Origin of the sequence: Paenibacillus macerans, assembly GCF_050565405.1 — a bacterium.
GTDB lineage: Bacteria > Bacillota > Bacilli > Paenibacillales > Paenibacillaceae > Fontibacillus > Fontibacillus macerans_B.
In genome coordinates, this window is sequence record NZ_JBNYYG010000020.1 from 1 (window position 1) to 15,960 (window position 15,960).

Genomic DNA, 15,960 nt, shown 5'->3' on the forward strand with positions numbered 1-15,960 from the left:
GGCCTCAGTCCCATGGAATTCAGGACAAAGGCCGCCTAATTGGTTTTTCATTTTTTGTACTGTCTACTTGACGGGGTGTAGTTCAGGTCTTCCCGACCTTTTCGAACAGCCTTTTTTGGCGCATATGGGATTGGTATTCGATTTGCCGCCATTTTAATGCCCGGCCGGCACGGATAAACCGATCCGCTCGACAAGCCGGGTGCTTTCCTCGTTTAATCCGGTAATCGTGATTTCCTTTCCGTACTGCCGGTACTTGAATATCAACTTGGATATCGCGTTCACCGCCGAATGATCCCAAACATGCGAATGCGAAAAATCAACGGTAACCTGCTCCGGGTCGCCGGCCGGATCGAATTCCTGAAGGAAACGGGTAACCGTCCCGAAAAACAGCTGCCCGGTGACGGTATACACGTTCTCTCCTTGCCGAAGACTGGAACTTGCACGAATTCCGGTCATTTTCCAGGCGAAGGCAAGGGCGCTCAGCAAAACGCCAATGCCGACGCCGATGGACAGATTGTCCGTCGCCACTACCGCGACGACCGTGATCACCATAACCAGCGCATCCGATACTGGGATTTTGCGCAGCGAGGTTAATGAGCTCCAATCGAAGGTTCCGATGGACACCATGAACATGACGCCGACGAGCGCCGCCATCGGGATCTGTTTGACCACGTCGCCCAGCACGATGACGAGGAACAGCAGCCCCACACCGGACACGAGCGTCGACAGCCGGGTTCGGCCGCCGGACTTCATGTTGATCATCGATTGGCCGATCATGGCGCAGCCCGCCATCCCGCCGAAGAACCCGGCGACGATATTGGCCAAGCCCTGGCCTTTCATTTCGCGGTTCTTGTTGCTGGACGTATCCGTGATATCATCGATCAGCGTGGCAGTCATCAGTGATTCCAGCAAACCGACGAACGCCAGCGATAAGGATACCGGGAAAATGACCTTCAGCATTTCCCAGGAAACCGCTACATCCGGCAGGTGGAACGCCGGCAGCGCCGACGTCATCGCTCCCATATCGCCGACCGTTCTTACATCGAGATTCAGCGAAATCGTGAGCACAGAGACGACGATGATCGCCACCAAAGCCGACGGAACGGCTTTCGTCAAGCGAGGGAACAGATAAATGATCGCCAGCGTTAACGCCACCAGCGCGTACATTAACCAGCCTTGGCCGGAGAAATGCGTCAACTGGGCCAAAAAGATCAGGATCGCCAGCGCGTTCACGAACCCGGTCATCACCGAGTGCGGCAAAAAGCTGATAAATCTCCCCAGTTTGAGATACCCCATGACGATTTGCAGAATCCCGGCCAAAATGGTGGCCGCAAATAAGTATTCGAGGCCATGGTCGCGGACGAGTCCGCCCATCAGCAGCGCCATAGCGCCGGTAGCCGCAGAGATCATGCCCGGCCGGCCGCCGGCAAAGGCGATGACCACGGCAATCGAAAATGAGGCGTACAGGCCGACCATCGGGCTGACTCCGGCCAGGATCGAAAACGCGATCGCTTCGGGAATTAAGGCAAAAGCAACCGTCAAACCGGACAACACATCGTTCCGGGTATTAGAAAACCATGTCTGTTTTATATGAAGTTTTTGAAACAAGCTAGCAACCTCCTCGTCGAATTTAGGGATAGCTTTAGGGTCCGATGCAACGCTCACGGTCTCGATTATATAAAAGTTCCGCAGCCCGCTTCAAATGCAAATCCCTGCATAAAAGCGCTTAACCGTCAGGTATACTCGCAAATGCTTCTCCATTGCCCAGGAATACTTTAAATTTAATCCGCTTCCTGCCGATAAGCCAAAAGAAAAAAAAAGAGCCCTGCCGGAAAGCGGCACGACGCAGCAATGACAAGGCTCTTTCATTTATTCTTTCCATCGATTAGCGTTTGTTGAAAATGTCCGTCAAGACCGGCACGATCTGCGATTTGCGGGAAACGACGCCTTTCAGCACCGCCTTGTTGTCGGCGAGCTTCACGCTGTAAGCCTGCTCCACCGCGTCAGCCGCTTTACCCAGCGCCAAACCGACCGAATCGTTGTTCAGGATGTCGGTTACGACGAACAGGAAGAGATCCAGGCCTTTGCTGGCGATGATGCCGTTCAGGGCCGCCTCGATTTCGCCCTGACGGGACAATACGTCGTTCACGTCCACGGCGTTGACTTGGGCGATTTCCACCTTGGATCCGCCCATATCGAATTCTTTGGCATCGAGCGAAATCAACTGTCCGATCGTCTTGTCACTGAGATCCGCGCCCGCTTTCAGCATGTCCAGCCCGTATTCGTCGGCGTTGACTCCGGCGATGCCGGCCAGTTCGCGCGCAGCGGCAACGTCTTGCTCCGTGCAGGTCGGCGATTTATACAGCAGCGAATCGGAAATGATTGCGGAAAGCATCAGGCCGGCGATGTCAGACGGTACGGCGATGCCGTTTTCCTTGTACAGTTTGTTCAAAATCGTGGCGGTGCAGCCCACCGGCTCCGCGCGGTAGTACAGAGGTCCGCTCGTTTCGAAGTTGGCGATCCGGTGATGGTCGATGACCTCGACGACCCGCACCTGCTCGATATCGGGCGCGCTTTGCTGGCGTTCGTTATGGTCGACCAGAATGACCTCTTTCGCTTCCGCGGCTACCGCTTCCACCAACCGGGGCGCTTCGAAGCCAAACCGCTCCAGGGCAAACGCCGTTTCCCCGTTTACTTCGCCAAGCCGCACGGCCTCTACGCTCCAGCCTAGCTTGGACTTCAGGTCCGCGTATGCGATCGCCGAGCAGATCGTATCCGTGTCGGGATTTTTATGTCCGAAAATTAATACTTTTTCCATCTCATTACTCCCCTTTTAACAATACTTAATGACAAAAGTATAGCCTATAAACAGATGGGCAATCAAGAGCGGCAACCGGCGAAAATCATCGGTTTACTTCCCCGGACAAAGCGGTTACCATCAGGAAAAGAAAGCCGTAAGGCGCTGCAGTTTCAGTACGCCTTCAGGCGGTATTCAGCAAACGCTCAGCGTGACCCTTCATAATAGGGCTATCCATGACAGACATCAACGGTAAGATCCGCAAGGGGGCAATATCGATGAAGCAAATAAAAGGAGCAAAAATTTTGTTGGTGGACGACGAGCCGCATATCGTGCAATTTCTGGAGCTGGGGCTGCTGAACGAGGGGTTTGACGTCCGAACGGCCGGCGACGGAATGACGGCGGTAAGCATAGCGGCCGATTTTCAGCCGCATGTCATCGTGCTGGACGTGATGATGCCGGGAATGGACGGTTGGGAAGTATGCCGGCTGCTGCGGAAAAACGGGGAGAACGTCGCGATCATCATGTTGACGGCCAAGGATGAAGTCGACGACCGGGTCAAAGGTTTGACGATCGGGGCGGACGATTACGTCGTCAAGCCGTTCAGCTTCGAGGAACTGCTCGCCCGGATCGGCGCGCGGCTGCGCAACCAATTTCCCGCTTTGTTCGGCGAAGTGTCGATCGGCCCGTTCCGGCTGGACGACCGCAGGAAGGAAATCTCCTATCTGAACCAAGCGCTCGAGCTATCTCCTACCGAATACGAGCTGCTTAAATATATGATCCTGAACCACGGGATCGTGCTCAGTAAAACGACGATATTGGACAAAGTATGGGGTTATGATTTCGGCGGCGAGGAAAATATCGTGGAGGTCTATATCCGCTCCTTGCGCGAAAAACTGAATGACCGGGAGCATCGGTTGATCCGTACGCTGCGGGGCGCGGGGTACCGCGTCGATCTGCCATGAAGCGCCCTTTTGCCGGCAATCGCCGGCTGGGGAAGGAGCAGCTAACGGCTATCCGAGTCAATACGATGCAGCGTTTGCGGAACCTGCTTGCCCCAAGCTCCCTTCGTTTTCAACTGTTGGCTCGCTCCCTGTTCATGCTGGCTGCGCTCCTGATCCTGATCGGCGCGTTTCAATACGTTATTATGAAGGATTTTTTGTATAAGAATCAGGCCGAGACGATGATCTCCCAAATGCGCGGACCGCTCAGGGACATGTTCGCCCGGGCAGGTCAGTTGGCCGAGCGGTGGGACATGATGAATCCGCCGCCGGAGGCCGCCGGAGCGGGCGGGAACGGCAGCGGAGGCGGGAACAGGAACGTGAACGGCGAGCGCCAGCCGATGTTGTTCCTGCCTGACGCTTCGCTGGCAATCGTCAACGGCGAAAGCGGGTTTATCGATTTAACCTCCGATTCCGGTGTGGCTGCCCCGCGTCTGTCGGAGAAGGAATATGCCTCTCTATTGACCGGAAAGGACGGGCGCAAGGGTCTCGAGGGCTACCGCGTCATCGAGGACGCGGACGGCAACCAGCAACTGGTCGTTTTCCGTTCCGTGGGCCTGCCCGGCGAGATGGGCGAACGTTCCCTTCTCTTGCAGATGGGCACCTACACCGCACCGCTGCGCGAGGTCGTGATGCGGCAACTGCTCACGTTCGTGGCCTTGTCCCTCCTGGCTTTAGCCGGCGGCCTGGCCTTGTACATGCCGATCTTGCGCCGGACGTTGACTCCGTTGAACCAAATGGTCAAAACCGTGGAGGATACGAATGCCGGCAATCTCGGCAACCGGTTCCCGGCTGATTCGGGCCAATCGGAAATCGACCGGCTGGGGGTTTCCTTCAACGGGATGATGGGGCGGTTGGAAGAGTCGTTTGAAGCGGAACGGGAAGCCAAGGAGCAGATGCGCCGGTTCGTCGCCGATGCCTCCCATGAGCTGCGCACGCCGCTTACTTCGATCCACGGCTTTCTGGAAGTGCTGCTGCGCGGCGCGGCCGATCGGCCGGAGCAGCTGAACACCGCGCTGAACAGCATGCTGGGCGAGTCGAAGCGGATGAAGAAGCTGGTCGAGGATTTGCTGACGCTAGCCAAACTCGATCGCACGCCGGTCGTGCAGCGGTCGCAGGTGCGGCTGGACGAGTTGATATCGGAAATGGAGCCGCACCTGCGCATCCTGGCCGGGGAGCGGGACGTACGGTTCGAGTTGCATACGGAACTTTATGCGATGTGCGACTGCGACAAAATCAAGCAGGTCGTGCTGAACCTGTTCCACAATGCCGTGCAGCACACCGATCCCCGGCTGGGACAAATCGCAGTGTGCTTGTCCGCCCATACCGGGCAGGCTGAACTCGAGGTTCGGGACAACGGTCAGGGCATCGCCCCGGAGCATCTGCCGCATGTATTCGAGCGCTTTTACCGCAGCGATGCTTCCCGTACGCGCAAGCAGGGCGGCGCCGGGCTGGGACTGGCAATCACCAAGTCGATCGTCGAGGCCCATGGCGGCACGATCCTCGCCAGCAGCACGCCGGGCAAAGGGGCGTCCTTTAGGGTCACGCTGCCGGCGTTGTAGGTCGGGACTTCCAGTATCGCGCACGCGGACGGCGAACCGGATACGCACATTTACATTTGGGAGGACGTCATGTTGAGGCAAATAACGTCCCTGGCGTCCGTTAAGATTGCGGCCTACCTCTTCGTCTTCAATGGCAAAAAAAGGGATGCTTGCGTTAACGCAGCATCCCTTTGTATATACCTGGCTCCGAGCCCTCGATGACGACCGCCCCGGCCGCCTTGGCGTAGAAATCCTTCGGCCCCGCCCCGCCGATCGCCGCATAGCCGTAGCCGTCCATCCGCATCAGATAAAGCGTATAAAGCAGCAGCATCTTGCCGATGCCCCGGCCGCGCTCCTGTTCGTCCACCCCGGTCGGCCCGAAAAAGCCTTTCGTCGTCGTATCGTAACAGGCAAAACCTAGCAGCTTGCCGTTCTCGACGGCGATGATGCAGGTAATCGGCGCCCGGGCGAAAGCCACTTCGCATTCGCTCACCCAAAACGGGCTGAAATGCTCGCCGACCCATTTCGCGACGACATGCTTCTCCGGCGCGATCGCCCGGCGGATCGTGACGCCCGTACGCGCTTCATACTGCTCCACCGGTTCGAACGGAGGCAGATCGTATAACTTTACCAACATATCGGACATATGCCAAAGTCTCCTTTTTTGGAAAAGACGTGGTTTTGAGGGCTATTATACGTCTTCCTCCGTCCACCGACAACCCATTTTTACCTATTCGACGGCCTGCGCCTGATCCTCCGCTTCGATCACGTATTCCTTGTATTTTCCGTAATCGCTTTGCTTGCATTCCAGGACCAGCTTCGTGCCCTCCGCTTCATAGCTCGTTTCCGTAATGTTGGCATGCTCGTTAAAGTAGGACACCAACGCTCCCTGATCATAGGGGATCAACATCGTGCACGACACATAATCCTTGAAAATGCGACCGCGGATTTCGGATACCAGCTCGGCGAGGCCGATACGGGGTTTGGCGGCCAGATAGACGATATCCCCCTGCACGTCCGGAATGGCCTGGTCCGTCAGATCGGACTTGTTGTAGGCATAAATGACCGAAATGCCGGAAATGCCGATTTCCTTCAGCGTCTGGTTCGTGATCTCAATCATCCGCCCGTATTCCGGGTTGGAATAATCGACGACATGAATCAGCAGGTCGGCTTCGGCCACCTCTTCCAGCGTCGAGCGAAACGCCTTGATCAAGTGATGCGGGAGCTTGCTAACGAAACCGACCGTATCGGTCAGCAAAAAAGCTTTGTTATCCGGCAGCGGTATGCTGCGGACGGACGTTTCCAGCGTAGCGAACAGCATATCCTTTTCCAGCACTTGTTTCTCCTGGCCCGGACTATGCAGCTCCAGCATGGCGTTCATGATCGTCGATTTGCCGGCGTTGGTGTAGCCTACCAGCGAGACGACGGGCACGTCGTTTTTCTTGCGCTGCTTGCGTTGGGTTTGGCGATGGGCGACGAGCGTCTCCAATTCTTTGCTGAGCGCCGTAATCTTCTCCTCGATCCGCCGGCGGTCGAGCTCCAGCTTCGTTTCGCCCGTCCCGCGGTTTTTCGTGCCGACGCCGCCGCTTTGCCGGCCAAGCGATTCCCGCAGCCCGACCAGGCGCGGCAGCGTGTACTTCAGCCGCGCTACCTCGACCTGAAGCTGCGCTTCCCGGGTTTTGGCCCGCTGCGCGAAAATATCGAGGATGAGCAAGGTGCGATCGATCACCTTGCATTGCAAATCAGCCTCCAGGTTACGAATTTGCGAAGGGGACAATTCGTCGTTGAAGATGACCAGATTGCCTCCGTGCGCTTCCAGCAGGGCAAGCACCTCGGTGATTTTTCCCGTGCCGATATAATGCGAGTTGTTTACTTTCGGCAAATTTTGCGTCAGCGTGCCCACGACTTCAATGTCGCAGGCCTCCGTCAAATTCGCCAGTTCTTCCATGGAATAATCGAAATCTTCCTGATGATTCAAATTCACGCCGACGAGAACGGCCTTTTGCTCCAATTGATCTTGTTCCATCATATAGCGGTTCCTCCCTTGAGAAAAAAATAAAAACACAGGCACCACACCTGTGTTTACGCAAACGGCTCCAATTCCAGCTTAACGCCGCTGCAGACAAATAAAGCTCGCCGTCCGCGGCGTCAGCCAAAAGGCATATTCTATTCTAAAGTTCCAAGCGGTTCCCTTTATCATAGCACACCTATCCCGTTTGCCCTGCACAGGTGCAGAGCCTTTGGCAGTATTCAATTAGCCGCGCAAAGTGGTAAAACGGAATTTAATGTACAACACTGGGAACCCTCCGTTCATATCATAATAATTCCAGTTTAACACAATTCGTATTCGTTCACAATCCGGCCCGGTTCCATGGTATGCTGAAACATATTTTCCTCATTTGCGTAAAAAAGAAAAGAACATCGACAGACCTAACCGGCAATGAACGCGTTAAGCAGAATAAAGGAGGCCAAAGCATGGGTAATTTCAGTCCTTCCCCGTTTGGCGGGGGCGGGTTTGGGAGCGGCGGGGGCGACATCATGTTTACGATCGTTCCCGTTATCATGGTTATTATGGTAGTGATCTTTATCGTCCTCATCATTTCGAACGGCGTACGATACGCAAAAAATGCCCGCTCTCCGCGCGCCACGCAGTATGCGCGCATCATCTCCAAACGAATGGATGTACACCACAGCTCCAGCCATCATGGAGACAACATCACTCACTCTTCATCCTCCCGGACGTACTATTACATCACGTTGGAGTTCGATAACGGGGAACGCAAGGAGTATCTGGACGTCAAAAATCTGTACGGCCTCGTCGCCGAAGGCGATGTCGGGTACGCCGCCGTCCAGGGCGATTGGATCGTGGCGTTCGAGCGCGATATGGCAGGGCGCCAGAGCGGGAGCGGCGGGTCCTTTTGACCCGTTGATACGTAAAACCGGCCGCCTTCCGGAAAGGAGGCGGCCGGTTCTAAGTTTCGGGGCGCATCGCGGTCTGCTTGCGTTCACCGTATCCGAAATTCCTACACTTTTGCAGTTATTCGTATCTGTACGCCAAAATACGGCGTTCGGTTCGTGCAATATGAGCAAGTTTTCTAAGCACATAGAGTACCTTGTTAGGTTTGAGGTAAGGCCTCAGTTGACCGCCAGCCCCTGCCCCCGCGCGTAATTACCCCAGTGCGGTTTACGTCCGTCGACGTCCTCGAACCCATATTCATCGGACAAATCCCAGCTGGTCAACGCTTGACCGGCTTTTTCGCGGACGTTCGGGTCGGCGGCCAAGGCAGCTATTGCCTGCCCGACGAAATACGGCGTCTCCGATTCGGCGTAATGCGGCTCCTGCTGCACGGCGTCCCGCCAGTTGGATTCCTGGACGCCGAAATACTCCAGCATCTGCTCGGAGCGCAAAAAACCGGGGGTTACGGCCAATGCCGTCACGTTGTGAGGCTTAAGCTCCTCCGCCATGGCCGCGGCTAAGTGGATCGGCGATATTTTCGCCAGACTGTAATAGAGGTTGCCACGGTAGTTGTAAGTCGAGCCGTCGGTGATTTCGATAACCAGCCCTTCTCCGCGCTTTACCATTAACGGAACCCCGTAATAGCTGGTAATCAGGTGGGCCTTCACGGCGCGTTCCTGCATCAGCAGCCCATCGGCAAGCGGCTGTTCCCAGAACGGCGTATTCCAGTGGGTGAGCTTCTCCCCGCCCCAAATATCGTTGACGAGCAGATCCAACCGGCCGTCTTGTTCCGCCTTCACTCGCTCGAACAAAGCCCGCACCTGCTCCGGCGAGGTATGGTCCGTACGTACGGCGATGCCGATCCCGCCGCGGGCGGTCACCAGCTCGGCCGTTTCGTCGATCGTCTCGGTCCGTCCGATGTCCGAGACCTCGCCCCGGACGCTCCGTCCGGTGCAATAGACGGTTGCCCCCGCCGCTCCCAGCATAACGGCGATACCCCGGCCCGCCCCGCGCGTGGCGCCGGCCACGACGGCCACTTTTCCCTGCAAGGTGTTCATTTTTCCTCATCCATCCTTTCTGTCTCCCGATTATTCTTCCTGCACTAGCAGCTTAACAAACCATATATGACATCTATTGTCTTATATCCGTGATACAATCAGGGAAGAATAGAATCAACGACCATCCAAGGAGGAGTTTCGATTGCGTGCGGACCGTTTGCTGTCTATTTTGCTGCTATTGCAGAACCAGGGGAAAATGAGTTCGCGTCAGCTAGCCCAGCGGCTGGAGGTATCGGAGCGGACGATCGCGAGGGATGTCGAGGCGTTAAGCACGGCGGGCATCCCGGTTTACGCGGAGCGCGGCTCCCGGGGCGGGTGGGTGCTGGCGGACAGCTACCGGACAAACCTGACCGGCATGCGCCCGGAGGAAATCGTCTCCCTGCTGCTGACCAGCCACAGCGATCTGCTGGGGGATCTCGGGATCCAGGGGCATTTCCAGGCTGCTTATCAAAAGCTGCTGGCCGTGACTCCCGCGCCGATCCGCCAGGACGCCGAGCTGATCCGCGAGCGCATCCATATCGACGGGGCCGGTTGGCATGCCTCAAAGGAGGCCTTCCCCTGGTTGTCCATCGTTCAGGAGGCCGTATGGGGGCAGCGGAAGCTTCGCATCCGCTACCGCAAAGAGGACGGGACGGTAGAGCGGACGATCCGTCCGCTTGGGCTCGTCGCCAAACGGAACGTCTGGTACGTGGCGGCCGAGCAGGAACCGGACGGTGAACTTCGTACCTTCCGCGTCTCCCGTCTGGAGGAAGCCCGCCTGCTGGAGGAGACCTTCGAACGGCCGGCCGGGTTCGATCTGGCTGCGTATTGGGAGCAGTCGACCGCCCGCTTCAAATCCGAGCTGCCCCGTTACCCGGCCCGGGTCAAAACGACCGAACCCCGGCTGAACCGGCTGCGGCAGGAGCGATTCATCAAGGTGCTCCACACGGAAGAGCCGGACAACCGGGGCTGGATATTGGCCGACGTCGATTTTCAAACGCTGGATTGGGCTTGCGGCGTGATCCTCGCCGGCGGCCGGGACATCGAGGCGCTGGAGCCGCCGGAACTGCGCGCACGGGTCGGCTCCGAAGCCCGGGCGATCTTGTCCTTGTACGAAAGCGGGCCGGGTTAGGACCCGGCCCGCTTTTCGTCGTTTAGCGCTTCAGCAATGCGCGCGGCGAAACATAGACGAAACGCTCGCCGCGGGCCATGACATGGCATTTTTGTTCGGGAAAATGCTCGTAAACATAATCCACGAAGTGACCCGGTTTCTCCGCGTTAACCCGAAACAGGTCATAATGCAGCGGGACGACGGTGTCCGCGCCGATCTCCCTGGCGAAGTGGGCCGCCTCCCGGTAATCCATGTTGCCGACGATGCCGCGCCGCGCCCGGAAATAATCCCGTCCGTTAATCGGCAGCAGGGCCACGTCCGGCTTCAGGGCGCTTACCCGCTCGATCAATTCGGGATACACCAGCGTATCTCCGGCATGGTATAACGTGACCCCGTTCAGCTCCAGGACGTAACCGACGTACCTTGGGCTGCCGTCCGCATCCCGTTCGAGCTGTTCATGGGCTGCGGGGATCGTCGTTAGGCGCAGCTTGGAGAACAGCTCCAGCGGCCGGCGGTCGTCCGCCTCCACCGTTTGCGATTCCGCGATGCCCATCTCCCGCAAAGCCGGTTTGCAGCAAACCGGCGCCACGATCGGCACCTCCGGGTTTTGCCGGTGCAGCGAAGGCAAGGTATTCGCATCCATATGATCGTTATGCTCGTGCGTGATCAGGCACAGATCGACGCCTTGAATGTCTTCCGGCGTTATCGGCGCGGGATACGTCCGCCGCCAGTCGCCATCGTCCAAATCCCCCGAGACGTACGGATCGACGTAAACCGTAATCCCGTCTCCTTTGATGATGACGCTCTCCTGGCCGAGAAACCATAATGCCAATGTGCCGTAGGGAACTTCCGTACGGCCGATTTCGTCGATCAAGGCGGCGCCTTTTCTGTTATGCTCCGTCATTTCGAACTCCTCTGTTCTTTAGGTTCCCGCTACAATCTTACGAATGGCTTCCAGCGGAATTTTCGGCTGGCGGTCATACGTCAGCAGGCCGTTGATTTCCTGCTCCACGTCCGTAAACTGGGTATAGCAAAAACCCTGAACCACCGGGGATTGCAGCATGGGTACGATTACATTCTGCAGCCGCAGGGCAAAATCCTCTTCATTCACGGCTCCCGAGTAGCCCCATCCTTCCCACTCGTTCACTTTGTATGAGATCCCGCCGAATTCCGTCACCAAGATAGGCTGGCCCTCATAGGGGAAGCCGGGAACCAGGATCATCCGGTTGCCGGGCTGCGCGGACAATGCCGTATCTATAGCGGCATACCGTTCGGCAAGCACCTCCCTGCGCCATTCATAGTCATGGATGGTGACCAGGTCGGTGGTGACCAGCTCCCATCCGTCATTGGAAATGACCGGGCGCGTCGGATCCAGGGATTTGGTCAAGTGGTACAGCGAAAGGGCGTGCTGCTGCTGCTGTTTGTCAACCATGATGTTGGTGACGCCCCAGCTTTCGTTGAGCGGCACCCAAGCGACGATGCAGGGGTGGTTGAAGTCCCGCTCCACGGCTTGGATCCACTCGCGGGTTACCCGGGCCACGTAAGGTTCGGTGAAGTGGTACGCATTCGCCATTTCCCCCCAGACCAGCAAGCCAAGCCGGTCGGCCCAATACATATAGCGGGGATCTTCGATCTTCTGATGCTTCCGCGCCCCGTTAAAGCCCATTTCTTTCGTTAGCTCCACATCCCTGCGCAAGTCGTCGTCGCTCGGAGCGGTGAGCAGTCCTTCCGGAAAATACCCCTGATCCAGCACCATTTTCATATAATAGGAACGGTTGTTCAAGAGCAGCTTGCCCGCTTCAATGGAAATTTTGCGCATGCCGAAGTAACTTTTGGCGTTATCCACGGCCACGCCGTCAACCAGCAGCGTCAATTCCAGGTCGTACAAATTCGGTTTCTCCGGCGTCCACCAGCGTCCCAGCCCATGATCGTTAAAGTCGTCCAGGTGAATGCGGCGGCGGGCGGACTCATGATTCAAGGAGAAGCAATCCTCGGCGACGAATTCGCCGCCGAAGGTGATGACGGCTTTTATGCTGGCCTTTGCCGCCGGCCGATGTCCCGACAAGAATACTTCCAGCCCGATATCGTTCTTATCGATGTCGGGAATCAACCGGATCCGTTCGATATGCGTTTCCGGCACCGGCTCAAGCCATACGCTTTGCCAAATTCCGGTCGTCCGCGTATAGAAAATTCCCGCCGACTGGTCCTCCCAATACTGCTTGCCCCGCGGCAAGGAAACGTCGCGGCTATAGTCGGTCGCTTTCACGACGATCGTATTCTCGCCTTCGGCGAGCACGTCCGTAATCTCGGCACAAAACGGCGTATGTCCGCCTTCATGCGTCACCACCAGTTTCCCGTTTACCCAAACCTTGGCTTCGTAGTCGACGGCGCCGAAGTGCAGCAGCAGCCGTCCGGCTTTGTATTGCTGCGGTACGCAAAACGCCTTCCGGTACCACACTTGGTCATGAACGGCCGGGTCGCCGATGCCGCTGAGTCGGCTCTGGTAACAGAAAGGAACGTTGATTTTCCGGCTAAAGTCATGCCCCTCACCTTCATACCAGGCATCCCGTTCACCGATCCCGGCATCGTCAAAATCGAAATCCCATTCCCCGTTCAGGCTCATCCACGCGTCGCGGACAAACTGGGGACGGGGGTATTCACTGCGCATAAGTTGGTACGTCATTCTTCTCTGCTCCTTCACAATAAATGCTTTCTAAATATAGGTTGAACTCATGATTGTACGGATGGCGGCAACCTCATCCGTTTAATTTCTTGGTACTTGGTTTATAAATCGCCCAAATGCTGAAGCCGACGGTCCCCAGCAAAGCCAGTTCCACCCACAACGCATCGGGCAGGCTCAGGATCAACTGCGGCTGGGCCGATTCCAGGGCAAAGATCAGCACATTGCTCATCACCAGGAACCAAAGGACATTCCGCCCCATCGCCTCCAGCGGGGCGAACGGCAACGGGTATCTTTGCATCCCGCGGGATAACAGATAGTAGCCGTACAGCGGCAACGCCGGCCCCAGGATCCACCACATGGACGGTGGAAACCGCTCGGGCCAGGCCGCATCCGCCGCCAACAGCCATTTCCAGGCAAACGCTCCCGACAGGGCCGCCGCTCCCGACAGCACCTTCCAGTCCCAAACGATCCGGTGGCGGGCAAACAGCATGCCCAGCAGATAATACGGGAAATACGGCAGTACCGGGAACGAAGCGAAATCCCGGGTTCCCAACAAGGGAGCAAGCTGCGGCGCATGGATGTTACCGTAAGGGATCAACGTCGTCAGGAGCAACATGCCGGCCAGCGCAAAGCCGGTCCACTTCTTTTCCGTCACCCGTTTCAGAGGCATAAACAACAAGAGTCCCAGCAAGATCAAATAAGTAAACGAGGCTAAAAACTCCGACCATCCCGGCATGTCGTCCAGCAGCAGGATCGGCCGGATCGTCGCCCATTCCAGCGGACGTTTGTCGATCAGCAAACGGAAGGCCGCACCCGAGATATAAAAGGCAAACAACGTTTTCACGCCGGCCGTCAGCATCCGCCGCCAGGCTTGCTGAAACGATTTGCTGTAGTACGCAAGCTGACAGACATAACCGAAACTGAAAACGAAGCCGGAAAACGTAATCAGGTTCATGCCCTCAATGAATTTCTGCCCTTCCGGAAACACCAGCGGGTCGCTGAAAAACTGCAGCGCATGGCAATAGACCATCCCAAGCACCAGCAAGCCTTTGAATAAATCGATTGCCCTTTCCCGCTGGCGAACCGTCTTGATCTCTCCGCTCATCCCTTGATCCCCGAAAGACTGACGCCTTTAATGATCTGCCGTTCAAAAATCAGGAACAGCACCATGATCGGGAGGGACGATACCGTATTGATGACCATCGGCTTGACGTAATCTTCCGTGTATTGGTTCATCAAGGTCGGAATCCCCATCGGCAGCGTAAACAGATTGTCGTCGGTGACGGACAGGAACGGCCACAGAAAGTTATTCCACGAGCCGATAAACGTCAGGATCGCGATCGAAACCAAAGCCGGGCGGGTCAACGGAAGCATGATATTCGCGAAAATCCGCAAGACTCCGCCGCCATCCATCTGTACGCTTTCCAGCAGATCGTTCGGGATGCCGTCGAAAAAGCTTTTCAGCACGATAATGGCAAACGGCGAAGCCAGAGCCGGAAGGATGAGGCCCATATAGGAATTCAAAATCCCCATATCCTTGGCGACCTGATACAAAGGGATCAAGATCGCTTCGCCCGGAATCAGCAGGCCCGCCAAAATGAAGAAGAACATGAACGTCCGGTACCGGAAGGGAATCTTGGACATGGCGAAACCGGACATCGCCGCGATGATCAGCGTCAAAACGGTTACGCAGGCAGCGATGAAGAAGCTGTTCCACGACCAGCTCATCAACTTGGTCCCGGTAATGATTTCGTCGTAGACCGCCAGCGAATAAGGCGGCGTGAACCAGTCGACGACGGAGGTGATTTTCATGCCTTCCTTTTTGACCGAAACGACCAGCATCCAAATGAGCGGGAAAACGAACAGCAGCGCCATCAACAGTGAGAAAATCCGATAAAACCATTTCATGCCCGATCACGCCTCCTTCCGGTTATTCATCCAATACTGCAGACCGGACAATACCAGCAAAATAACGAACAGCATATAGGACATGGCCGCTGCGTAACCGAGGTCGTTTTTGCGGAAGCCCGTTTGCCAAATCAATTGAATGACGGGGCGCGTTTGGTCCAGGGGGCCGCCGCCGGTCATGACGTAAATCTGCATGAACACTTTAAAGGAAGCGATGATTTGCAGCATGGTAATCGTTTTGGTAATCGGGCTCAGCAAAGGCAGGGTGATTCGCCAAAACACCTGGGAATCGGTCGCCCCGTCCAGCCTCGCCGCCTCATATACTTCATCCGGCACGTCCTGCATCGCCGACAAATACAAAATGAAGTTAAACCCGACCGTCCACCACAATGTCAACAGCGAAATGGCGATCCAGGCGAGATTCGTTTCCGACAGCCAGAAAATTTCCGACCCTTCCGGAAGCATCTGCATCCAATGGAGCAGCGAATTGACCAGTCCCGTATAGGGCTGGAAAATAAACAAGCCCAAGAACGAGGCGACCGCCACGGAAAGGATGCTGGGGATAAAAAATACGCTGCGGTAAAAGCGCTGCAGACGGGAATTGCGGTTAGCGATCAGCGCTAAAATAATGGCGAGGATGATCATCGCGGGCGTCGTGATCAGCACGAAAATCGTCGAGTGCCAAATGGACGCCCAAAAGTCATGGTCTTGAAACATGCGCTCGTAATTGCCGAAGCCGAGATATTTCATTTTCTTGATGAGCGTCCATTTATAGAAGCTCATCTCCACGCCCTTGATCATCGGCCAGATCGTAAACAGGAAATAAACGATCAAGAAGGGGAGCAGGAACAGGAATGCCTGCACGTCTGCTCTCAGTTTGTTCATCTTCATCGCTTCATGCCTCCCCATAAGACCGGCCGGCTTGC

At 56.4% G+C, this 15,960-nt stretch carries 14 protein-coding genes; 4 read left to right on the plus strand and 10 right to left on the minus strand.

Translation table 11 applies throughout. From position 1 onward, the window contains the following. Positions 1 to 153 precede the first annotated feature (153 nt). Both ACQ4N8_RS13825 and ACQ4N8_RS13830 read right to left on the minus strand, forming a co-directional pair. Positions 154 to 1,608 (minus strand): SulP family inorganic anion transporter, encoded by a 1,455-nt coding sequence (locus ACQ4N8_RS13825; RefSeq protein ID WP_430704958.1) that lies wholly within the window; start codon positions 1,606 to 1,608, stop codon positions 154 to 156. Between the two features lie 277 nt (positions 1,609 to 1,885). Continuing rightward, positions 1,886 to 2,818 (minus strand): manganese-dependent inorganic pyrophosphatase, encoded by a 933-nt coding sequence (locus tag ACQ4N8_RS13830; RefSeq protein WP_430704959.1) that lies wholly within the window; start codon positions 2,816 to 2,818, stop codon positions 1,886 to 1,888. 257 nt (positions 2,819 to 3,075) lie between these two features. Between ACQ4N8_RS13830 and ACQ4N8_RS13835 the strand changes: the two genes are divergently transcribed. Further along, on the plus strand, positions 3,076 to 3,762 hold the full coding sequence (locus ACQ4N8_RS13835) for a response regulator transcription factor (RefSeq protein ID WP_430704960.1): 687 nt from the start codon (positions 3,076 to 3,078) through the stop codon (positions 3,760 to 3,762). Beyond that, positions 3,759 to 5,360, plus strand: a complete 1,602-nt coding sequence (locus ACQ4N8_RS13840) for a sensor histidine kinase (RefSeq protein ID WP_430704961.1) — start codon at positions 3,759 to 3,761, stop codon at positions 5,358 to 5,360. The genes ACQ4N8_RS13835 and ACQ4N8_RS13840 overlap by 4 nt, the downstream gene beginning before the upstream one ends. A gap of 154 nt (positions 5,361 to 5,514) precedes the next feature. On the opposite strand, the gene ACQ4N8_RS13845 is transcribed toward ACQ4N8_RS13840, so the two are convergent. Then, positions 5,515 to 5,985, minus strand: coding sequence for a GNAT family N-acetyltransferase (locus ACQ4N8_RS13845; RefSeq protein ID WP_430704962.1), 471 nt, complete (start codon positions 5,983 to 5,985; stop codon positions 5,515 to 5,517). An 84-nt stretch (positions 5,986 to 6,069) separates the two neighbouring features. Further along, positions 6,070 to 7,365, minus strand: a complete 1,296-nt coding sequence (gene hflX, locus ACQ4N8_RS13850) for a GTPase HflX (protein ID WP_430705029.1) — start codon at positions 7,363 to 7,365, stop codon at positions 6,070 to 6,072. Positions 7,366 to 7,814: 449 nt separating this feature from the next. Here hflX and ACQ4N8_RS13855 point away from each other — a divergent pair, with 449 nt between their 5' ends. Further along, positions 7,815 to 8,261 carry a DUF2500 domain-containing protein gene (locus ACQ4N8_RS13855; protein ID WP_430704963.1) on the plus strand — a complete coding sequence of 149 codons (447 nt, stop codon included), beginning with the start codon at positions 7,815 to 7,817 and terminating at the stop codon, positions 8,259 to 8,261. A 213-nt stretch (positions 8,262 to 8,474) separates the two neighbouring features. On the opposite strand, the gene ACQ4N8_RS13860 is transcribed toward ACQ4N8_RS13855, so the two are convergent. Further along, a complete protein-coding gene (locus ACQ4N8_RS13860; protein WP_430704964.1) occupies positions 8,475 to 9,353 on the minus strand; it encodes an SDR family oxidoreductase in 879 nt (292 codons plus the stop codon). 142 nt (positions 9,354 to 9,495) lie between these two features. Here ACQ4N8_RS13860 and ACQ4N8_RS13865 point away from each other — a divergent pair, with 142 nt between their 5' ends. Next, positions 9,496 to 10,464, plus strand: a complete 969-nt coding sequence (locus tag ACQ4N8_RS13865; RefSeq protein ID WP_430704965.1) for a helix-turn-helix transcriptional regulator — start codon at positions 9,496 to 9,498, stop codon at positions 10,462 to 10,464. A 22-nt stretch (positions 10,465 to 10,486) separates the two neighbouring features. Here the strand turns inward: ACQ4N8_RS13865 and ACQ4N8_RS13870 are convergent, their stop codons facing one another. From ACQ4N8_RS13870 to ACQ4N8_RS13890, 5 genes are all read right to left on the minus strand, one after another. Next, on the minus strand, positions 10,487 to 11,347 hold the full coding sequence (locus tag ACQ4N8_RS13870; protein ID WP_430704966.1) for an MBL fold metallo-hydrolase: 861 nt from the start codon (positions 11,345 to 11,347) through the stop codon (positions 10,487 to 10,489). An 18-nt stretch (positions 11,348 to 11,365) separates the two neighbouring features. Continuing rightward, positions 11,366 to 13,126: a glycoside hydrolase family 2 protein gene (locus ACQ4N8_RS13875; protein ID WP_430704967.1), complete on the minus strand. Its 1,761-nt coding sequence runs from the start codon at positions 13,124 to 13,126 to the stop codon at positions 11,366 to 11,368. A 73-nt stretch (positions 13,127 to 13,199) separates the two neighbouring features. Continuing rightward, positions 13,200 to 14,231: an acyltransferase family protein gene (locus tag ACQ4N8_RS13880; RefSeq protein WP_430704968.1), complete on the minus strand. Its 1,032-nt coding sequence runs from the start codon at positions 14,229 to 14,231 to the stop codon at positions 13,200 to 13,202. Further along, the gene (locus tag ACQ4N8_RS13885; RefSeq protein WP_430704969.1) at positions 14,228 to 15,034 is read right to left on the minus strand and encodes a carbohydrate ABC transporter permease; all 807 of its coding nucleotides are present in this window, start codon (positions 15,032 to 15,034) and stop codon (positions 14,228 to 14,230) included. Before ACQ4N8_RS13885 ends, ACQ4N8_RS13880 begins: the two co-directional genes overlap by 4 nt. Before the next feature lie 6 nt (positions 15,035 to 15,040). Beyond that, on the minus strand, positions 15,041 to 15,925 hold the full coding sequence (locus ACQ4N8_RS13890) for a carbohydrate ABC transporter permease (protein ID WP_430704970.1): 885 nt from the start codon (positions 15,923 to 15,925) through the stop codon (positions 15,041 to 15,043). Positions 15,926 to 15,960: the final 35 nt, after the last annotated feature.

Excerpts from the sequence above, each read along its gene's own strand:
- ACQ4N8_RS13830 (WP_430704959.1), bottom strand. The coding sequence starts at position 2,818 with ATGGAAAAAGTATTAATTTTCGGACATAAAAATCCCGACACGGATACG.
- ACQ4N8_RS13835 (WP_430704960.1), top strand. The coding sequence starts at position 3,076 with ATGAAGCAAATAAAAGGAGCAAAAATTTTGTTGGTGGACGACGAGCCG.
- ACQ4N8_RS13840 (WP_430704961.1), top strand. The coding sequence starts at position 3,759 with ATGAAGCGCCCTTTTGCCGGCAATCGCCGGCTGGGGAAGGAGCAGCTA.
- ACQ4N8_RS13845 (WP_430704962.1), bottom strand. The coding sequence starts at position 5,985 with ATGTCCGATATGTTGGTAAAGTTATACGATCTGCCTCCGTTCGAACCG.
- hflX (WP_430705029.1), bottom strand. The coding sequence starts at position 7,365 with ATGGAACAAGATCAATTGGAGCAAAAGGCCGTTCTCGTCGGCGTGAAT.
- ACQ4N8_RS13855 (WP_430704963.1), top strand. The coding sequence starts at position 7,815 with ATGGGTAATTTCAGTCCTTCCCCGTTTGGCGGGGGCGGGTTTGGGAGC.
- ACQ4N8_RS13860 (WP_430704964.1), bottom strand. The coding sequence starts at position 9,353 with ATGAACACCTTGCAGGGAAAAGTGGCCGTCGTGGCCGGCGCCACGCGC.
- ACQ4N8_RS13870 (WP_430704966.1), bottom strand. The coding sequence starts at position 11,347 with ATGACGGAGCATAACAGAAAAGGCGCCGCCTTGATCGACGAAATCGGC.
- ACQ4N8_RS13875 (WP_430704967.1), bottom strand. The coding sequence starts at position 13,126 with ATGACGTACCAACTTATGCGCAGTGAATACCCCCGTCCCCAGTTTGTC.
- ACQ4N8_RS13880 (WP_430704968.1), bottom strand. The coding sequence starts at position 14,231 with ATGAGCGGAGAGATCAAGACGGTTCGCCAGCGGGAAAGGGCAATCGAT.
- ACQ4N8_RS13885 (WP_430704969.1), bottom strand. The coding sequence starts at position 15,034 with ATGAAATGGTTTTATCGGATTTTCTCACTGTTGATGGCGCTGCTGTTC.
- ACQ4N8_RS13890 (WP_430704970.1), bottom strand. The coding sequence starts at position 15,925 with ATGAAGATGAACAAACTGAGAGCAGACGTGCAGGCATTCCTGTTCCTG.